At 55.0% G+C, this 19193-nt stretch carries 13 protein-coding genes; 12 read left to right on the top strand and 1 reads right to left on the bottom strand.

Going from position 1 to position 19193, the window contains the following annotated elements:
* Positions 1 to 37: 37 nt before the first annotated feature.
* From AC27KL_RS17640 to AC27KL_RS17585, 12 genes are all read left to right on the top strand, one after another.
* Positions 38 to 1852: a sensor histidine kinase gene (locus AC27KL_RS17640; protein ID WP_487170499.1), complete on the top strand. Its 1815-nt coding sequence runs from the start codon at positions 38 to 40 to the stop codon at positions 1850 to 1852.
* Entirely contained in the window at positions 1827 to 3251 is a 1425-nt protein-coding gene (locus AC27KL_RS17635; RefSeq protein WP_487170498.1) for a response regulator, read from the top strand. Before AC27KL_RS17640 ends, AC27KL_RS17635 begins: the two co-directional genes overlap by 26 nt.
* 427 nt (positions 3252 to 3678) lie before the next feature.
* Entirely contained in the window at positions 3679 to 5025 is a 1347-nt protein-coding gene (locus tag AC27KL_RS17630; RefSeq protein WP_487170522.1) for an ABC transporter substrate-binding protein, read from the top strand.
* 75 nt (positions 5026 to 5100) lie between these two features.
* A complete protein-coding gene (locus AC27KL_RS17625) occupies positions 5101 to 8046 on the top strand; it encodes an extracellular solute-binding protein (RefSeq protein WP_487170497.1) in 2946 nt (981 codons plus the stop codon).
* 5 nt (positions 8047 to 8051) lie between these two features.
* Positions 8052 to 9032, top strand: a complete 981-nt coding sequence (locus AC27KL_RS17620) for a carbohydrate ABC transporter permease (protein WP_487170496.1) — start codon at positions 8052 to 8054, stop codon at positions 9030 to 9032.
* A 5-nt stretch (positions 9033 to 9037) separates the two neighbouring features.
* Positions 9038 to 9925 carry a carbohydrate ABC transporter permease gene (locus tag AC27KL_RS17615; protein WP_339324026.1) on the top strand — a complete coding sequence of 296 codons (888 nt, stop codon included), beginning with the start codon at positions 9038 to 9040 and terminating at the stop codon, positions 9923 to 9925.
* A gap of 20 nt (positions 9926 to 9945) precedes the next feature.
* The gene (locus AC27KL_RS17610) at positions 9946 to 12030 is read left to right on the top strand and encodes a YIP1 family protein (protein ID WP_487170495.1); all 2085 of its coding nucleotides are present in this window, start codon (positions 9946 to 9948) and stop codon (positions 12028 to 12030) included.
* Positions 12031 to 12045: 15 nt separating this feature from the next.
* Positions 12046 to 14610, top strand: coding sequence for a DUF5696 domain-containing protein (locus AC27KL_RS17605; protein WP_487170494.1), 2565 nt, complete (start codon positions 12046 to 12048; stop codon positions 14608 to 14610).
* Entirely contained in the window at positions 14607 to 15491 is an 885-nt protein-coding gene (locus tag AC27KL_RS17600) for a carbohydrate ABC transporter permease (RefSeq protein ID WP_487170493.1), read from the top strand. The genes AC27KL_RS17605 and AC27KL_RS17600 overlap by 4 nt, the downstream gene beginning before the upstream one ends.
* 47 nt (positions 15492 to 15538) lie before the next feature.
* Positions 15539 to 16498 (top strand): carbohydrate ABC transporter permease, encoded by a 960-nt coding sequence (locus tag AC27KL_RS17595; protein WP_487170492.1) that lies wholly within the window; start codon positions 15539 to 15541, stop codon positions 16496 to 16498.
* 211 nt (positions 16499 to 16709) lie between these two features.
* A complete protein-coding gene (locus AC27KL_RS17590; protein WP_487170491.1) occupies positions 16710 to 17678 on the top strand; it encodes an ABC transporter permease in 969 nt (322 codons plus the stop codon).
* A gap of 191 nt (positions 17679 to 17869) precedes the next feature.
* Positions 17870 to 18691 (top strand): SDR family NAD(P)-dependent oxidoreductase, encoded by an 822-nt coding sequence (locus AC27KL_RS17585; protein ID WP_487170490.1) that lies wholly within the window; start codon positions 17870 to 17872, stop codon positions 18689 to 18691.
* 78 nt (positions 18692 to 18769) lie between these two features.
* Here the strand turns inward: AC27KL_RS17585 and AC27KL_RS17580 are convergent, their stop codons facing one another.
* Complete coding sequence (locus AC27KL_RS17580) at positions 18770 to 19123, bottom strand: LytTR family transcriptional regulator DNA-binding domain-containing protein (RefSeq protein WP_036715185.1); 354 nt, start codon at positions 19121 to 19123, stop codon at positions 18770 to 18772.
* Between the last annotated feature and the right edge of the window lie 70 nt (positions 19124 to 19193).

The following is a 19193-nucleotide window of genomic DNA, read 5'->3' as shown; positions in this document are numbered from 1 at the left end:
TCGTCCATATCCATTAAAATCAACGGAGGATCGGGCCGTGTCCTTTTACCGGAAATTATCGATACGTTCGCAGCTGTCTTTTATTGCCGCATCCATCGCCGCCGTCATATTGACGATTATCGTCGCGACTTATTTTCAAATGTCCGGAATCATCCGGGACAACAACGAAAGGTATACGAAGGATCTTGGCGCGCAAATCAAAGAGACGGTGCATGCGAACAAAGACGTCATCGACCGGCTGATGACGAATATTGCTTATAACGAGGACGTGCAAAAATTCCTGATCGAGCAAAACGCAGCCGAAGCCTACGTATACTCGAAAAAAATCAACAGCCTGCTGATCAATATGGGCAACTTGAAGGAAGGTATTTTGGATATCGTCGTTTTGGGGGAAAACGGGCGTTGGTACGATTTGTACGGAGGGAACAAGCTCGTATCGTATTACGCGAATTCGATTGCGCCCGAAGATTCCATCCGTTATTTCGGCCTCAAGGATTTCGGGGATATGTACCCGTCCCGCAACGTCATTCCGGTCGGCATGAACATGAGGTCGCTGCAGCCCGGCGAACGGTTTCATTCCGTCATCGGCACGCTGTTTTTCGTCATCGACCCGAAAGCGCTGATCGGAAGGGCCGGTTCCTTGTCGAGCGAATCCGCCACGCTTGTGTATCTCGTCGACGGCGACAACAACATCATGTCGAGCGGCGATCCGGAAGAGGTCGGAAGCAGGCTGAGCGGCATCATTGCGGGCCGCCCGGCTTCCACGAAGCCGATGAACCTCGAGCTGAACGGGCAGACCTATGTCGTGCAAAAAGAGAATCTGCCTGAAATCAACAGCATGATGGTCAGCATGATTCCCATGTCCGAGCTGTTCTCCGACATATCCAAAATACGCAGGCTGGAGCTGGTCATTTCCGTTGCCGGAGCGGCCGTTATGCTGGTGCTGTTCAGGCTGGTCGCGAACAACATTTTGCTCCCGCTCAAAAAGCTGATGTCCTTCATGAATAACATTAAGAGGGGGGATTTGGACAAGCTGAAAAACCGGATTTCCCTTCAGGGATACGCCGAAATCACCGTCATGTCGACCGGCCTGAACAGCATGCTGGATCAGGTCGACCATTTGACGCATCAACTGCTCGAGACAAACGCGATGCTGTACGAAGCCGAGCTGGAAAACAAAAAATCGGAGCTGACGTTTTTGCGGAGCCAGATCAACCCGCATTTTCTGTACAACACGCTGGAGATGGTCAAAGGGATGGCGGCGGTTCGGGGCGTGCATGAAATTCGCGACATCGCCAAATCGCTCGGCCAAATCTTCCGCTACAGCATCAAAGGGGAAAACATGGTGACGCTTCAGACGGAAATGGACATCGTCGAGTCGTATATGCAAATCCAGCAAATTCGTTTCGGCGGGCGATTTAAGGTGGATTACGAGATGTCGGGGGAGGCGCTGGGGTGCCTGATCCCGAAAATGATCCTGCAGCCGCTCGTGGAAAATGCGGTGTTTCACGGGTTGGAGTTAAAGGAATCCCAGGGGACGCTAACTATCCGCGGAAGCGTGCATGACGATCAGGTACTGGTCCTTACGGTCGAAGACGACGGTTTGGGGATGGAGCCCGAGCGGCTGGCGCAGGTAGCCGAGGCTTTGCACCGGCAGGATCGTGACATCGGAAGCCGGAACGAGCCGAGGGTCTCAAGCATCGGGCTCGCCAACGTCAACAACCGGATCAAGCTGACGTTCGGCAGCGAATACGGGCTCCACATCGGCAGCACCCTGGGGGAAGGAACGAAAATAAGATTAAGGATGCCGGCAAGGAGGAATGTTCATGTACAAGGTATTGATCGTCGATGACGAAAGCTGGGTCGTGGAAAGCTTGAAGGCAAGCGTGGATTGGGGCAGCCATGGCTTCGAAGTGTCAGGCGCTGCATATAGCGGATTGGAAGCGCTTCAATGGATGGAACGCGCCAAACCGGAAGTGGTGTTTACCGATATCCGGATGCCGGGCATGACGGGACTCGAGCTGATCAAAAAAGGAAGCGAGCTTCCTTGGGCCCCGAAATTCGTGGTCGTCAGCGGGTACGCGGAATTCGCCTATGCGCAGAGGGCCCTTAATTTCGGGGCATCGGCTTATTGCCTGAAACCGTATGACGAGCAAGAAATTGCCGGCGTGCTTGCCAAATTGAAAAAAACGCTCGATACGGAACGGGTTCACGCCGAATCGCGCCTGTTACACCTGCTGACCGAACGAACCGATGCCGATTCGGACCGCCTGCATGCCGAACTCGCAAAATGGGGGCTTCAGTTGGACCCCGCCCATGGCATCGGCGCGTTGGTAGCGGCTTTCGAAGACGGAACGCAGCCGGACCCGCTGCCCGGGCCCGGGCTTCGCTTGAAAATCGGCAGATCGAAAATGCTGTACGTCATGGATTACGACCGGCTCGGGCCCGCTGCCGGCGAACTTGCAGCGCGGCAGGGGTTCAAAGGCGCCGGAATCAGCGGACGATGCGGCGAGGTTCGCATGCTGAAGCAGGCGATCGGGTCGGCTTCTTTGCTGTCCAACCAATATTTCATTACAGGGAAGCCGGGGGTGTTCTGGGACCGGGGGGATGCCCAAGGGGAAGTGAAGGAACGCATCCGGCAAATCGGCGCCGCCATCGGAAATAAAGACTTGACGGCGCTGCTCCGCTGTTTTGACGACATCAAAGGGTTGTTCCGGGAGGGACGGGTGACGGTTCAGGAAGCTTTGCACCTGTACAACGCCGCTTTTGCGTTTTTGTACAGCGTTCATGGGGACGAAAACGACAGCATGCTGCCGAACTACGAGCAGTTGATGGAGCAGTTCGCCAGCGGATTCGACATGATCGATGATTTGAGCATGGCAGCGATCAGGGGCATGGGCCCGCATACCGAATACGAAGCGAAGGAAAGCGGCAACGAAACCTTCAAGTCGATTTTGCAGTATGTGCACGACAACTACCGCAATGCCATCTCGATCCAAACGCTGACGCAAACATTTTACGTCCATCCGAACTACGTCAGCCAGCTGTTCAAAAAGGAAACGGGCGAAACGTTCACCTCCTACGTCACCAGGCTGCGGATTTCTTATGCTTGCGAGCTGCTCAAGCAAACGGGGGATTTGGTCGGCGAAATTGCCGAAAAGGCCGGGTACCAGGATTATTTTTATTTTACGAGAATGTTCAAAAAGGTGACCGGCCGCACGCCGACCCAATTCCGGGAACAATTTTCGTGAACCGCTGCGGACAGCGTTTGCCAGACGGGGCGGATGGTTTTCGGTATGGATGAACGTTAGAATCCTATGGACGATTGTTAGCCGTTTGGCGGGAAGCTTGGCTAGTGCGGCAGGATGAGCATGTACGGGAATGCCTCTATCGGATGAATACAAGGGAAAAAGCTTTCAAGCTATATTGGAGAGGAAGGCGGTAATGCGTCGCATGAACGCAGCGTAGATGGACGGGAAGGGCGGCCGCTTTGCCCTTATTGGCAGGGAGATGAAAGCCTGATTTCCCGTTTGCCAGTAATGAAAGCGGTTACACTCCGGCCGTACCCGCCATGTCGGAAAGGGGGCCTTGTCGGGAGAGCGATCGAAGCGGAAACATCCGGTGAAGGCAGGATTTTTCAAATCATTGAACATTATAGGGGGGAATCGCTTGAAGACGATGAAAGCATGGTCCATGGCGTTGATGTTTGCGGCGATGCTGTCGATGATCGGCTGCTCCGGCCAAGGCGCGGCGGGAACGACGGGAGGCGATGCCAAACCGGCCGAAAATGCCGCCGGAAACGATAGCAGCGCTCCGGTAACGCAGGAAGCGAAGGAAGAACAGCCCGCGAAGGAACCGGAAGAAAAGCTTGATTTCGGGGGCAAGCCGCTGCGCATCGGACAGTGGTGGGGGATGGACGCGTATTTGAACGACGAGGAAAAAGCGCTGCAAAAGAAAGTCGAAGAAAAATACAACACCAAAATCGAATACGTGACGGTCGAGGACACGACGGCACGCCTGATTACGTCCTCCGTTGCGGGCGAACCATTCGCGGACATCGTCATGATTCCGATCCGCGAGGCGTTTCCGAAGCTGGTCATCGAAGGATACGTGCAGCCGCTCGACGGCGTGATCGACATGAACAATCCGGCCTTCGGCCAAAACCCGGTGACGCTTGCCAACGGCAAATACCAGGGCAAGCAATACGGCGTTACGCTGCCGTATACGGAAAGCCACGGTTTATACTACGACAAAACGCTGCTGCAAAAATTGGGCTTGCCGGACCCGTACGAACTTCAGGAAAAAGGGGAATGGACGTGGGGTAAGTTCCTCGACATGCTGAAGCAGGTCAAAGCAAGCGGGAAAGTTCCGCTGTATTTCGACAGCGAGTCGCTGCTCGCGTCCGTGCTGATTTACACCAACGAAGGCAAAATCGAAGACGAAGCGACGAACAAATTCGTGATGGACGAACCGAACGCGATGGAAGCCCTGCAGTTTTTCAACGATCTCTACAACGTCCACAAGGTCGTCGGGCGGTCGGACGGAGCCGACTTCGGCAGCGGGAAAACGGCTTTCGTCAACGGTTATCGCTGGGATAACCTCGGTTACGTCAAGGATAAACCGAACGATATCGGATACGTCTTTTTCCCGAAAGGACCCAAAGCCGCCGAATACGTCACCCCGTACGACAAAATGAACCTGTGGTTCATACCGCAAGGCGTCGAAAATCCGAAGGCGGTGCTGGCTGCCTGGAGCGAGCTGTACGAATTCGACGTGGAAAAGGGCAAGCAGATCCAGCTGCAGAAAGAAGAGCCGAACATGAAAAACAAAGAATCGCTCGATACGATGAAAAAGATGTTCGACGGTTCGTTCAAGCTGATCAACTACCAGGCGTACGTCGGTCTGCCGGACGTGCTGGAGGAAGCGTTCAAAAACATCGCGAGCGGCAAAGAATCGCCTTCTCAGGCCGTCCAGCGGATCAAGCCGATGGCGCAGGGAGCGATCGACGTCACGACCAAAAAATAAGGCAAAAGTTGCTGTGGTTCAGCACTCCGGCGGATTCGGCCGGGGTGCTGGATTACATATGGAGGGGATGCACCGATGACGCGGAAGTCGAACCGCCGGATCGCGCTGCTTGCGCTGCTGGCCGCGATATGTTTCTTGTTTCCGCAGCCGCTGCCGTTCGCCCCGCTTCAGGATGCGAAGGGGGCAGCCGCACCCGTCGATTCGCCGCTCGCAGGCTTGAAGCTCGGGTCGACGAGCAAAGACAGTTACGACGATTACATTCGCCAATACGAAGGCGCCGGCCGGCCTGACCGCGAGCTGCTCGTCAAAGGGGACGCTTATTCGAGCGCGGAAGGCATGAACGTCACGGTGGTTGAAGGCATCGACGGGGCGGAGGGCAGGGTGATCCAAACCGGCGAATCGGGCAGCGTTTCATGGACGGTGGATGTTCCCGAAGGTGGCCTGTACCATATGGCGCTGCGTTACCGGGCCATGCCGGGAAAAGGCTCGGACATGGACCGGGAGCTTTTGATCGACGGGAAACTTCCGTTTGCGGAGGCCAGAAACCTTGTGTTTTACCGGTTGTGGAAAAATGAAGGCGGCACCGTGCAGGATGAAAAAGGAAACGACATCTACACCGGGCAGGCGGAAGTAGCGATGTGGCAGGAGGTCAGCATTCAAAGCTCGGACGGGCGGCATGAAGAACCGTATTCGTTTTATTTTTCAAAAGGAAAACACGTCATCTCCCTCGTCTCCGAAAAGGAGCCGATGATGATTGATTATATCAAGCTTTTTCAGCTCCCCGAAGCTCCTGCGTACGAGGAAGTGTCCAAGGGTTACCAAGCCAACGGGTACAAGGCAGCGCCGGACGCCTTCATCAAAATCCAGGGCGAAGCGGCAGCTTTGAAGTCGAGCGCCGTGCTGTACCCGATGATGGACCGCAGCAGCCCGGCCACCGAACCTTACGACATGACCAAAATCAGGTTCAATACGATCGGCTCGTTCAATTGGTCGAAGGCGGGCCAGTGGATCTCGTGGGACATCGAGGTGCCTGAAGACGGATTGTATAAAATCGGCGTGAAATACAATCAAAGCATGCAGCGGGGAGCCGCGTCGTACCGCAAATTGCTGATCGACGGCAGCGTTCCGTTCAAGGAAGCGGAAAACATCGCGTTCCACTTTTCCCCGGATTGGAAACTGAAAGAAATCGGCGACGGCAAAAGCCCGTACCTGTTTTATTTGAGCAAAGGGAAACATCAAATCCGGATGGACGTCACGCTGGGCGAAATGTCGCTTTACCTGCGCACCATCGAATCAAGCGTGCTGGAGCTCAACAACATGTACCGGCGGATCGTCATGATCACGGGCGTCGTGCCGGACGAATACCGCGACTACCAGCTTGAAACGAAGCTCCCCGACATGATTGACGCATTCCGCAGGCAAGCGGACTTGATCGATTCGATTACCCGGCGGATCGAACAGGCCGGCGGCAGCGGCGACCGGACCGCTACGCTGAAGCGGATCGTCTACCAGCTTCGCGATATGGCCGATCATCCCGATACGGTAGCCCGCCGGCTGGAGACGTTCAAATCGAACGTCAGCTCGCTCGGCTCCTGGATTTACTCCATCAATAACATGCCTTTATCCATCGACTACTTGGTCGTCGCCTCTCCCGAGCGGCGCATGCCGTCCGCAGGCGCGAGCGTATGGAACAACGTAAAACATCAGGTCGGTTCGTTTGCGTTATCGTTTTTTAACGACTACAACGCGCTTGGCTCGTCCAACGGCAAAAACGGAAAAAAAATAAAGGTTTGGATCACGATGGGGCTCGACCAAGCCAAAATCTTGAAGCGGATGGTCGAGGAATCCTTCACGCCGGAAACCGGCATCGGCGTCGAGATCCAGGTCGTAAGCGAATCGGTGTTGCTGCAGGCGATGCTGGCCGGCCGCGGTCCGGACGTCGCTTTCGCCGTAGGCAACGATAAGCCGCTGAATTATGCGCTGCGCGGCGGCGTCGAGGATTTATCGAAATATCCCGGTTTTGAGGGAGTGAAGCGGCAGTACAGCGAGAGCGCTTTTGTTCCGTATGCGTTTGACGGCGCCGTTTACGGTTTGCCGGTGGAGCAATATTTCCCGGTGCTGTTTTACCGCAAGGATATTCTTGACGAGCTGAACCTCGAAGTTCCCCAAACCTGGGATGACGTGTATGCCATGATTCCGGAGCTGCAAAAAAACAATCTGTTGTTCGGGTTCCCGATCCAGGTTCTTGTCAAAACGGGCTCCAACGTCCAGGAGAGCGGCAGCCTGCCCGTCAATCCGACCTTCGGCACGCTGCTTTACCAGAAGGACGGAACGCTATATAGCGAAGACGGCAAAACGAGCGCGCTTGATTCGGAAACGTCGGTTCAGGCGTTCATCGAATGGTCGGAGCTGTACACGACCTACAAGCTGCCGATCGAAACCGACTTCACGAACCGCTTCCGCAGCGGGGAAATGCCGATCGGCATCGCCGATTACACCCGCTTTAACATGATCAGCGTCACGGCTCCCGAATTGAAAGGGCTGTGGGATATCGGCCCCGTTCCCGGCACGAAACGGGAAGACGGCTCCATTCGGCGCGACGTGCCGGCATCCGGGAACGCGGCGGTCATGCTTAAGGGCAGCCAAAACAAGCCGGAAGCCTGGAAGTTTATGCAGTGGTGGTCGAGTTCGAAAGTCCAGGCGAAGTTCGGATGGGAAAGCGAGGCCATTTTCGGGCCAGCAGGCCGGTTTGCCACGGCGAACCTGGAAGCGGCCGGGCAACTGCCCTGGCAGGTCAAGGATTACAGGGTTCTTATGGAACAGTGGAAATGGGCGAAAGGCATTCCGGAAGTGCCCGGCGGTTATTTTACGGGGCGGCATTTGGACAACGCCTTCCGCAGCGTGGTCATTTCCAATGAGGATCCGCGGGAGGCGATCCGCAATTACACGCGATTCGTCAACGACGAAATCACGAAAAAACGGAAAGAATTCGGGCTGCCGGCAGGCGAAAAGGAGAGGTGATTCCGATGTCCGAGGCAGAGCAAGTTCATATGAAACTTCCAGATCCGACAAGGAGCGTCCCGCCGCCCGCCCCCGGCCGAAACCCGGGCAAAATGGCAGCGCTGATGCAGCAAATGAGGCAGCAGAAGCAGGGGTACGTCCTGCTTGCCCCGTATTTCGTTTTGTTTTTCATCTTTACGGCATTTCCGGTCTTGATGGCGTTTGCCTTAAGCTTCACGTATTTTAACGTGCTGGAGCCGCCGAAGTGGATCGGCTGGGACAATTACGCGACGTTGTTCATCAAGGACGAGGTGTTTCTGATCGCGCTGAAAAACACGCTCCTGTTTGCGGTGATTACGGGACCGGTCAGCTATATCGCCTGCTTTATGCTCGCATGGCTGATCAATGAACTGTCGCCGAAATTGCGGGCGGTGGTAACGCTCCTTTTTTATGCGCCGTCGATTTCGGGCAACGTCTATTTGATTTGGCAGGTTGCTTTTTCGGGCGATTCCTTCGGTTACGTGAATGCTTTTTTGATGAAATGGGGATTCATCCTGGAGCCGGTCCAATGGCTGCAGGACCCGAAATACATGCTGTTCATCATCATGCTCGTCCAGCTTTGGCTGAGCCTCGGGACCGCTTTTCTCGCTTTTATCGCCGGCCTGCAGGGCCTTGACAAAACCTTGATCGAAGCCGGCGCGATCGACGGCGTGAAAAACCGCTGGCAGGAACTGTGGCACATTACCCTGCCGTCGATGCGCCCGCAGCTGATGTTCGGGGCGGTCATGCAAATTACGAGCTCCTTTGCGGTTGCCGACGTCGCGACCAATATGGCGGGATTTCCGAGCCCGCAATATGCGGCGCACACGATCGTGACCCATCTGAACGATTACGGCACGATCCGGTTCGAAATGGGGTACTCCTGCGCCATCGCAAGCGTTTTGTTCATCATCATGTTGGGCACGAACATGGTGATCCAGAAACTGCTCAGGAAAGTGGGTGAGTAGATCCCATGCAGGCAAAACTTCAGCTGCGGCTGCGCAGGGAAAAGAAAGTAAACCGGTCGCTGCCGGCAGACATCGCCATTTTCGTGCTTTTGGCCTGCGCCGGGGCGTTTATGGCCGCGCCGTTCGTCTTTATGGTCAGCACCGCGCTGAAACCTTTGGACGAGATGTTCCTGTTTCCGCCGACGTTTATCGTTCGCCATCCGACGCTGGATAACTTTTATGATTTGTTCCTCATTTTCGCGAATTCCTGGGTGCCGCTGTCGCGGTATATTTTCAACACCTTTTTCGTCGCGTTTCTCGGGACGGCCGGGCATGTCGTCCTGGCTTCGATGGCCGCCTATCCGCTGGCCAAATTAAAGCTGCCCGGCGGCAACCTGTTGTTTACGCTCGTCGTGCTGTCGCTGATGTTCGCCCCTCAGGTCACGTCGATCCCGAATTATTTGACCGTCAGCTGGCTAGGACTGCTGAACACGTACTGGTCGCTGATTTTTCCGGCTTTCGCCACGTCTTTGGGATTGTTTTTGATGAAGCAGTTCATGGAGCAGATCCCGGACTCGCTGCTGGAAGCGGCCAAAATCGACGGTGCCAGCGAGTACCGCATTTTCTGGAACATCGTGATGCCGACCGTCAAACCGGCGTGGCTGACGCTGATCATTTTTTCGTTCAAAGGCTTGTGGGGAACCGGCACGGGCGGACAGGGCGCGTCGTTCATCTACAGCGAGCAGCTGAAAACGATGGATTACGCGTTCAGCCAAATTTTGTCGGGCGGTTTCGTCCGGTCCGGGCCGATGGCCGCGGCGGCATTGATTATGATGCTTGTGCCCGTAGCGATTTTCATCATGACGCAAAGCAACGTCATTCAAACGATGTCGACATCGGGGATGAAAGACTGATGGTAAGGGGGAGCGCGCTAGTGATCAGAAGATGGACGGTTTGGCTATGCGTTTTGGCGCTTCTTGCCGTCGGGACTCCGGTGAAGGCGGAAGCGCCGGACCACGGTTACAACTATTCGTACTGGAGGGAAGCCGAACCCGCGCCTTATCCGTATGTGGCGGAACAAACGATTTACGGCTCCGATTTGGGCATCGGCAATTGGAATGAGCCGCAGGACGTCTTTGTGGACGGAGACCGGCACATCTACATTGCGGACACGGGCAACAACCGGATCGTCCATTTGGACGAAAAGGGAAACCTGGCGGGGGTGATCGCTTCTTTCGACAACGGCGGAACCAAGGACACGTTCAATAAACCGAGCGGCGTTTACGTCGACCGGACCCGGCAGCATCTGTTCGTCGCCGACACGCAAAACGGACGGGTGGTCGAAATGGAGCGGAGCGGCAAGCTGATCCGGGTCTACGGGGCTCCGGTATCCGACATGATTCCGAAAGGATTTCAATATTTTCCGTTAAAGGTAGCCGTGGACAAAACCCAGAGGCTGTACGTTATCGCCCAAGGCGCGTACGAAGGCATTATGGAGTTCGACGCCAAAGGGAATTTCCGGGGGTACGTCGGCACGAACAAGGTCCGGTTCAGTCCCGTCGATTTGTTCTGGAAACGCTTTTCCACCCGGGAGCAAAGCAGCCAAATGCAGTTGTTCCTGCCGATCGAATTCGCCAACATGGATTTGGACGACAAAGGATTTATTTATGCCGTCTCTTCGGAAGTCAATGCGTCAAATCCGATTAAACGTATTAACCCGGGCGGAGAGGACGTCTTGCGGCGGGAAGGATATTTCGATCCGGCCGGGGACGTTTCCGCCATCCAGGTGGACGCGTCCAAGCAAAAAACGGTCCAAAACGCCGGCAGCTCGACGTTCATCGACGTCATATACGACGGGAGCGGCATGTACAGCGCTTTGGATTCAAGGCGCAACCGGATATTCACGTACGACGGGGACGGCAACATGCTGTACCAGTTCGGCGGCGTCGGCATGAGCGAAAACCGGTTCCAAAAACCGACGGCCTTGGCGATGCTGGGCGACCGGGTGGCCGTGCTGGATGCCGGGATGAACCGGCTTGCCGTTTTTGCCCCTACCCGCTACGGATCGCTGATCCGGGACGGGGTGAAGGCCCATTTTAACGGGAAAGACGACGAGGCCGCCACGCATTGGGAAGAAGTGCTGAAGCTGAATGCCAATTTTGACATCGCGTATATCGGCATCGGCAAATCGATGCTGCAAAAGGGCGAGAACAAGCAGGCGCTGCAATTTTTCAAGAACGGAAACAACCGCAAATATTATTCCGAGGCGTTAAACCGTTATCGTTCGGAATATTTATGGAACCATTTCGGAACCGTCATGAGCGTCGTGATCGGGGCGGCGGGAGCCTTGCTCGCGCTGCGGATCGTCCGGGCCCGGCGGAAGGCGGTCATCCATTACGCGGACACGGCCGCGTGGAGAATGCCGCTGCGCACGATGGTCCGCCCGTTCAGCAGCTTTTGGGAGCTGAAATACGAAAATAAAGGGAAAGTGGCCATCGCGTTATTCATATTGCTTATGCTGGTCGTCACGATGATACTGAAACGCCAGTACGCCGGGTTCGTCGTCAATTTCAACAAGCCGACCGAACTCAGCAGCATCGATGAGCTGAAATACATCATTCTGCCGTTTTTGCTGTTTTGTATTTCGAACTGGTCGCTGACGACGCTGATGGACGGCGAGGGGAAATTCAAAGAAATCGTCACGGCGACCGGGTATGCGGCGCTGCCGCTCGTCATCGTCTTTTTGCCGCAAATCGGGATCAGCAATGTGATGACAGAAGCCGAAAGCCCGTTTTATTATTTGCTCGATTCCGTCGCGTATCTTTGGTTTGCCTGGCTTCTTTTCGTCGGCACGATGACGGTGCATCAATATTCGATCGGCAAAACCGTCGCGACGCTGTTTTTAACCGTGCTGGTCATGGCGTTTATCGTCTTCCTGGGCATTCTTTGCTTCAGCCTGGTGCAGCAGATGGCGACGTTCATTCAGGCATTGTACCGCGAAATCATCGTTCGTTTGTAAAGGGGGGAGAAACGGTTGAGAAGCAAAACGAGATGGTGGCTGGCGGGACTCCTCGGCGTGTGGCTTATCGCTTTTGCAAGCTTTCAGATCATGAAGCCCGGGGACGACCGCGAAGCGGCGGGAGCCGCCAAGGAGCCGGCCAGCCTGACCGGGGATCATAAACCAGACGAATCCGCCCGTTTCGAAAGCAAAACCGAAGGTTTGAACCTGATGGCCGAAAACGAATACCTTGCCCTCTACATGGATCCGGAAACGACGGAAATCGCCGTCAAAGACAAACGAGGCGGGCGGACGTGGCATTCCAATCCGCAGGACCGGGACGAAGACAAAAAAGCGGAGGGAGTGAACCTTGAAAACCTGTCCGCGCAATTTTCCATCGTCTACAACAACGAAAAGGGGCAGACATTTTACGCGAACAATTATACCGAAGCGGTCAAGCGCAAGCAGTTCGAAATCCGAAAAACGGACGGGGGCGCCAAAGTCGTGTACCAGCTCGGAAATTTTCAGAAAGGACTCGAGGCGATTCCGCAATTCATTTCGAAGGAACGGATGGACCGGCTGATTTTGAGCAAAATCCAGGAGGAGGCCGTCAAATTCGAGATCGAGAAACGGTTTTTCCTCGATGAGGAAACCCAGGTCTACAAACGGAAGGAAATGCCCGAATATGTCGTCAAGGACGTCGTCGCGATCCTCGAATCCGTCGGTTACACCGCGCAAGAAGCCAAAAAGGACAATGAGATGAATCAGGCGGGCGAACAGCAGTCCGCCGCGGCCGCGAAGTTTACGATTCCGATCGAATACCTGCTGGACGGACCGAACCTGATCGTTCGGGTGCCCGTGGAGGAAATCCGGGATACGAAGCTGTTTCCGATCGAGTCGATCCAGCTGCTCGAAATGTTCGGCGCCGCCGGGACGAAAGAAAACGGGTATATGTTCGTCCCCGACGGGTCGGGGGCGCTCATCCGGCTGAACAACGGAAAAACGGCCGCGCTGCCGTTCGGCATGCCGATATACGGCAAAGACCGGACCTTAAAAGAAAAAACGGCGGAGGCGGAATTCAAGGAATTCACCGAGACGGCAAGGTTGCCCGTTTTCGGCATGAAAAAAGGGGACGAAGCGTTTTTCTGCATCATCGAGGACGGGGATGCGATCGCTTCGGTCCATGCCGATATCAGCGGCCGGGTCAACTCCTATAACCGGGTCAGCGCCCAATTTTTGCTGAAGCCGATGGAATTGTTCACGTACCGCGCAGGCAGCGTCAAAAAGGACAGCCCGATGTTTCCGGAGATGTACCGGGGCGGGATCAAGCTTCGTTACGCGTTTTTCGCCGGGAAGCCGGCGGATTACGTCGGCATGGCTCGCTATTATCAGGATTATCTTGTGCAAAACGGTAAACTGACCAAGCTTGAAGCTTCCCAAGACACGCCTTTTGTGCTCGAACTTGTCGGCTCCATTCCGGTCCGCGACACGTTCCTCGGCATCCCGTACCGGTCCGTAAAGCCGCTGACGACCTTCAAAGAAGCCGAAACGATCCTCCGCATGCTGAAGGAAAACGGCGTCGGCAGCATCAAACTCCGTTATTCGGGATGGTTCAACGGCGGGCTGGCCCATCATTATCCGGACGATATCGACGTCGATGCCGCGCTTGGAGGAAATAAAGGATTCAAACAACTGGTGGCTTACGCAAAGGCGCAAAACGTTGAGCTGTATCCCGACGTTTCCTTCCTGCAGGTTTACCGCAGCGGACATGGATTTAAGCCTTCGCGCGACGGGGCGAGCTTTTTGTTCCGGGACGGGGTCGCGCAGTACAAGACGGATCCGGTGACGGCAAGCAGGGGCGATTTGGATTATTACCTGCTGTCGCCCAAAAAGCTTTCCGGGCTTGTGGACGAATTTTTGCGGGATTACAGGCCATGGGACGCAGGCGGGATATCGCTGCGGGACTTGGGCGACAAGCTCCATTCCGACGTGACATCCGGCGGGACGACCGATCGGCAGACAAGCGCGGCGCTGATCGGGGAAGCGGTGGAAATGCTGAAGGAGGGGGCGGGGAAAACGATGGTGAACGGCGGAAATGCGGGCGTGCTGCCTTATGCGGATGTCATCGTGAATGCGCCGACCCGGAGCAGCGGCCTTAACATTGCGGACGAAGAAATCCCTTTTTACCAAATGGTCGTGCACGGGTATATCGATTATTCGGGTTCGCCCATCAACCTGGACAGGGATCAAAGCGCCCGGGCCAGCCTGCTCAAGACGTTGGAGACCGGCTCGAGCGTGTATTATCAATGGTTTTACAAACAGGGGTCGGCCGTACGGGACACCGATTTTAACGATTTGTATTCGGCAAGCTACGAAGACTGGCTGGACGAAGCGGCGGATTATTACCGGGAAGCCAACGCGGTGTTGAAGGATGTGCGGAATCAGCGGATCGTCAACCACGAAAAATTGGCGGCCGGCGTATTCCGGACGACGTACGAAAACGGCAAAACCGTTACGGTCAACTACAACGCCTCGGCGGTTGCCGTTGACGGCGGCCTCCTGGAAGCCGAGAGCTACCGGATCGGCGGTGCAAAGCGATGAAAAGAAACTGGACGCTGTCGCAAAAAAAGTCGCTGCTAGGCGTGTTGTTTATCGGCCCATGGTTTTTGGGCTTCGTGTTTCTGTTTGCCGTCCCTTTGTACGAGTCGCTGGTCTACAGCTTTAACCATTTGACCGTCGCGATGAGCGGATTCGATACCAAGTTCGCAGGACTGCAGTTTTACAAGGAGATTTTTTACAAACACCCGACCTTTAACCGCGTGCTGCTGGACGCTGTGGCGGATTTATTGATCAATATCCCTTCGATCGTCGTTTTCAGCTTGTTTGCGGCAACACTGCTCAACCAGAGGTTCCGGGGACGGGTGCTGGCGCGAGCGATATTTTTCCTGCCCGTGCTGCTTGCCACGAATCTGTTGTCCATCGAGCAGAGCAGCAATTTGGCCGAAGTGGCGCAAACGGTGACCGGCGGGGGGGACGCGGGCCTCAAAAGCAGCGAGCTGGAAGCGCTCCTGCTGGAGTCCGGCTTCGGCAGCGGGGTGACGATGTACATCACGGGTTCCGTCAACCGCATTTACGAAATCATCAGCCATTCGGGCGTGCAAATTCTGATCTTTCTGGCCGGGCTTCAATCCGTGCCTCCCGCCTTGTACGAAGCCGCCAAAATCGAAGGCACGACGGGATACGAGGCGTTTTGGAAAATTACGTTCCCGATGGTGAGCCCGCTCATTTTGACGAACATCGTTTATACCGTCATCGACTCCTACAATTACAACCAATTAAGCGTGCTCATTAACGACACGGCGTTCAAGGCGCTGAACTTCAGCCTGAGCGCGGCGATGTCGTGGGCTTATTTTGCGGTGACTTCCATCATTCTGCTCGTATTGGTTCGTCTCGTGTCCCGAAAAGTGTTTTATTTCGATTGATCCAAGGCGGACCTGCATCTTTTTGGGTTCTTAAAGGAGGGAAAGGTTTGAAACAGGTTGTGGTTCAGGCGGCGGCGGGCGCCGCCCGTTTTTCCAGGGAAAAGCAACCGCTGCTCAAAATGCAGCATGCCGCATGGGTTCTGATTCGGGCGGTTTTGGTGACCGGCTTATGTTTCGTCATTATGTATCCGATATTTTTTAAAATTTCGATTTCCTTTAAAGAACGAGCGGATATGCTCGACCCGACCGTGCTGTGGATCCCGAAGCATTTTACGCTCGACAATTTCCGGTTTGCGGCCGAGACGCTGCATTATGCCGATACATTTTTTAACTCGCTGTTCATTGCGCTGCTGACGACTTTGCTCCAGGTCATCTCCTGCTCGCTGGCGGCCTTCGGTTTCGCCCGGCTCCGGTTCCGGGGGAGCGGCATCCTGTTTGCGCTTGCGGTGTTTACGATCGTCGTCCCGCCGCAGACGCTGATGATCCCGACCTATTTGAACTACCGCTTTTTTGACTTGGCCGGTCTTTTGTCGGTATTCGGCGGGCACGGCATCAACCTGCTGGACAGCTATTGGCCGTTCATTTTGCAGGCGGCGACGGGGATGGGGATCAAAAGCGGCTTGTTTATCTTCATATTCCGGCAGTTTTTCCGGGGAATCCCGAAAGAGCTGGAGGAAGCCGCGTATATCGACGGCTGCGGCGTATTCCAGACGTTTTACCGCATCATGCTGCCGAACGCCGTTCCGGCGATCGTGACGGTCTTCCTGTTTTCCTTCGTCTGGATGTGGAACGACAATTATTACGTGTCGCTGCTGCTGACGAGAATCAAGGTGCTTTCGACGATGCTGCCGACGATGTGGACGGCCACGCAGTTCGAGGACGGACTGTATGCTTATATGATCAAAAATACCGGGGAGCTGCTGTTTATCGCGCCGATCATTATTTTGTACGTGTTCGTGCAGCGGTATTTCGTCGAAAGCGTGGAACGGACCGGCATCGTCGGCTGACGGCTGAGGTTTGCGATAAAGTTATGTTTTGGTCGTTTGCAATCCAATCGGGCTGCCGCATATGCGGCAGCCCTTTGCGTTCCATTTCGCAAAAGCCGCCGGTTTCTGCAGAACTTTGTCTTTAGGTTTGCGTGATCTTGGTGTATCCTACTAATATGTGGAAGTTGATAGAGTGACTTTTCAGAGGAAAGGAGCTTGAAGGGCACCCCATATGTGGAAGTACATCCTTTTTCGGACGGTGCAATCCGTTGTCGTGCTGTTTGCCGTTTCAACAATTGCGTTCGTCCTCATGCATCTCATGCCGGGAAATCCATGGGCGAGCATCGGCATGACCGAAGAGCAATATAAGTGGGTGGATGAGCAGAAGCATCTTCATGGGCTGGATCTGCCGCTTTACGAACAGTATTTTCGCTGGTTGAAGGGACTTGCAAAAGGGGATCTGGGCGTCGACTATAACTTTGTTCCGATCGACGATTACATTTGGTGGCATGCCAAAAACAGCTTTTTCCTTTTGGGCATCGCATGGCTCCTTACGCTTTTGGTCGCCATCCCGTGGGGAATACATAACAGCACCAAACCATACGGAGTTTCGGACAGAACGGCGCTGTTTTTAAGCGTGATCGGATTCAGCGTTCCCGGCTTCGTGCTCGGTTATTGGCTGCAGCAGATTTTTGCGATGCAGCTTTTATGGCTGCCCCCGAGCGGCATGCACACGCCTTCCAAAGAGGGAGAGTTATGGGATTTGATCCAGCATATGATTCTTCCCGTGGCCACCTTGGCGATCGGCATGCTCGCTTATTATTTGAAGTTTGTCCGAGACGGCATGATGGAGGTGTTGGATGCCGGTTTTCTGATGACGGCGCGGGCGAAAGGAGCCTCGGAACGAAGAGTCATCTACGTCCATGCGCTCAAAAATGCGCTCATTCCCGTCATCACGCTCATTGCGCTCGACATTCCCGTCCTGATCAGCGGATCGGCCATCGTCGAAAACGTGTTCAATTGGCCGGGCCTGGGCACGTTGATGGTCACCTCCGCTTTGAAGCGCAACTTCCCCGTTTTGATCGCGATCATCATGACCGTTTCGGGGGTTGTCGTTGTAGCCAACTGGGCGGCGGACATGCTGTATACGTTGGTGGATCCGCGAGTGCGGGCGACGGGCAAAAAAAGCATGGCAAAATAAAGGAAAAGCCGGTTTGGGCGGCGGGAGGCTCGCCCGGACCGGCTTTTCGTCCGCCCTGAATTTGATGAAATATCCATGTTTGACTTTTTCTTCTTTATGCGTTTTGATCAGTATAGAGCATCCTTGGATCACGCTAACGTGAATTCTAAACATCGGTCTTGATATTGAAGCACGAGAAGGAGGCGTAAATCATGGAGCATCACGATCAGGCAAAGACGGCCAAAAAAACGGCCCTCGTTACGGGGGGCAGCCGGGGCATCGGGCGCGGCATCGCGCTTGCTTTGGCGCAAGCGGGATACGAAATCATGATCACCCATTACCGGGATGACGTCATGGCCGAACAAACCGCGGAGGAAATCGAAAAATTATCCGGCCGCGCGTGCATCGTGCGCGAAGGCGATTTGACGGAAGCGGACGAAGCGGTGGAAACGGCGGCGGAAGCGGTGCGCACGATGGGGCAAATCGACTGCTTGATCAATAATGCGGGCGTCGGGATGTACGCTTCGATTACGGAACTGCCGCTGGAACATCTGGATTATACGATGCAGCTGAACTTTCGTGCCCCGATGCTGCTCATGCGGGAGGTTTCGAAGCATATGATCGCGGCCGGACGCGGAGGAAATATCGTCAACATCCTATCGACGCACGCCGAACGGGCGTATCCCGGAGACGCCGTATACGGAGGGATCAAAGCGGCGCTCAAGCGGGCGACCGAATCCGTCGCGCTGGATCTGTCGCCGTACCGCATCCGGGTCAATTGCATTGCTCCCGGTGGCATCCTCGTCCGGGACCCGGAACCTTCCGCAGACCAAATGGGCTCCCTCGTTCCGCTCGGCCGGATCGGCATGCCGGAGGATATCGGCCAGGCGGCGCTTTGGCTTGTTTCCGAGCAGGCTTCCTATATTACGGGAATCACGATCCGGATCGACGGGGGACTGATCCTGCCGGGCATGCCGGAGGATGGAAAAAGCTCGTGGGGATATCGGAAAGTGGAACCTTTCCGGGTCAATTGACATCATCCGTTCATGAAAAAACGGCAGTCTCCCGGTAGGGGGGCTGCCGTTTGGCGCTTCACAAAACCGGACCCGGATTCATTGCTTGGGCAACGCGATGTCGGGAGCGCTTGGCATGCGGCGTTTGATTTGGTCCAAAATGCGCCGGGAAACCGTAATCGTGCGCGGGTAGGCGAATTCGTCCCGGAAATGCAGCGTAGTGCCGTCGATATTTGTAATTTTGTTCACATTGACGTAGAGATTTGAGGCGGCGCGGACGAAATTGGGCTGGGATTTGAGCGAAGCGAGTTCTGCGGAGGACAGTCTTTTTTTTATGATGTAGTTCCTGCCGTGGAAAATAACCTGCTCCTGTGCGCCGGTTTTGAAGAAAAAGGCGTCGGTGACCGGATCGAAATCGTAATATTCGGTAATCACCTTATCGTTTTGGTTCATCTTGCAAAAGCCCCCTTTAGAAGATGATAGCTGTTAGCGCTTTCATTTTATCATATTTTTGTGCGGTGTA

The sequence above is a fragment of the Paenibacillus sp. YAE3 genome, assembly GCF_057546105.1.
The sequence above is the reverse complement of the archived record's forward strand: the minus strand, read 5'-3'. Positions and strand labels throughout refer to the sequence as shown.